The following is a 1342-nucleotide window of genomic DNA, read 5'->3' as shown; positions in this document are numbered from 1 at the left end:
GCGCGCGGTCTGCTCCGCAGACGCGACGCGGTGCCGCTACGCGGCACTTTCCCGGATTGCTTCGCAATCCGGGTTGCTGTGCCACTCCGTGGCACAGGGTCATGGTCGGCGCTCCGCGCCAACCATGACGATCCGCCAAGGCGGATCACTACCAGCCACTCCGTGCCTGGTAGTCGGCCCGCTATGCGGGCGGCTGGCTGCGAGGAGAGGCACTCTCGTCCCGAACCGCAGGGGTAGCCGAAACCTTGACCCACAATCAGGCCCCGCACTCCTCGAACCCACAACTGCCCCCAACAACCAGCGTGCGTCATTCTCGATCCGGGCTGGCTTTAGGACTCAGTGCGCACCACCTGGTGCCTGCCTCGTCCCTCGAAAACCTCACCCTGTTGAATCCGAATACTGACGGTAAATCAATCCGGAAAACTCTCCAAAGCTCCGCCATTCCGTGCTCTGAGCATGCGTCAAAATCCAACCAGGCTCCTTTGTGGAATCAGCACGCACACCCTGCTCAATTCTGATCAGGAAGGTCAAAGGACAGTGCCGTGGAGCGCGCGGCGGTCTGAGGAGTGCGGGCGTAGCGGCGGGCGGCGAGGCCGTCGACGGCCTTGAGCGAGGCGGCGACCGCGGGTCCGCCGGCGGTTCGTCCGGAGGCGGGGCGGTGCGGATGTCTCGGACGGCTTGGCGGACCACCACGTGCACGGCGGCCGGGTCAAGGGCCTGAAGGCCGCTGTGAGCGAGCGTGGAGAGGCGGTGGGCGCATCATCAGGTCGGCGACGTCACCGGAACGCGCGGAGACGGCAATCAGGGCGCGCTGGGACAGGCCCGCAGTCGAGCACGGCCGCGGGTCGACACGTCGGTGTCTCACATGCAGGACTCCTGCGGCCTGGATGGCCCCAGGGCGTGGGCGACGTCAAGCAGCCGGGACACCCGTGACCAGCCGATGCCGGCCACCCATCTTGGAACTCCCGCCCCGCTGACCAGGTATTCCTCACTCAATGACCAGCCAATCCTCACTGCTTGTCCAGCAGCAGCGCCCGGCCATCACTGCTCAACACCCCGTAGAAGCACCCGAATCGGCCCGGCCCACAGCCCCCAAGGGCGGACACCAGACTGAGAACCATCCCGGACACGAAAGCGAGAACTCCCACTTCACCGCCAGGAGCAGCAGGATGTCGGTGGCCGAGCAGCACGAGACGCTGCACCCGGCCGGTGACAGCCGCCGGTGTGCGGGTTGAATCTCCTTCCCGCCTGAGGCGGAGCTCGGGCCGGGAGCAGCGAGAGGCGGCGTCCGAGGAGGAGAGCATGGCGCCCGTCGTGGAGCCGTTGCCGAGGGGCAGGGTGC

1 protein-coding gene is annotated in these 1342 nt (G+C 67.1%); it reads right to left on the bottom strand.

The genetic code is table 11. The features are described 5' to 3' along the window. Nucleotides 1-1010 precede the first annotated feature (1010 nt). A partial coding sequence (locus ACFYY7_RS45695) for a hypothetical protein (protein ID WP_388672407.1) occupies nt 1011-1342 on the bottom strand: 332 nt, incomplete at its 5' end.

Source organism: Streptomyces sp. NPDC001933 (genome assembly GCF_042890955.1).
Taxonomy (GTDB): Bacteria; Actinomycetota; Actinomycetes; order Streptomycetales; family Streptomycetaceae; genus Streptomyces.
Note: the sequence above shows the minus strand (reverse complement) of the source record. Positions and strands in the feature narration are given on the sequence as shown.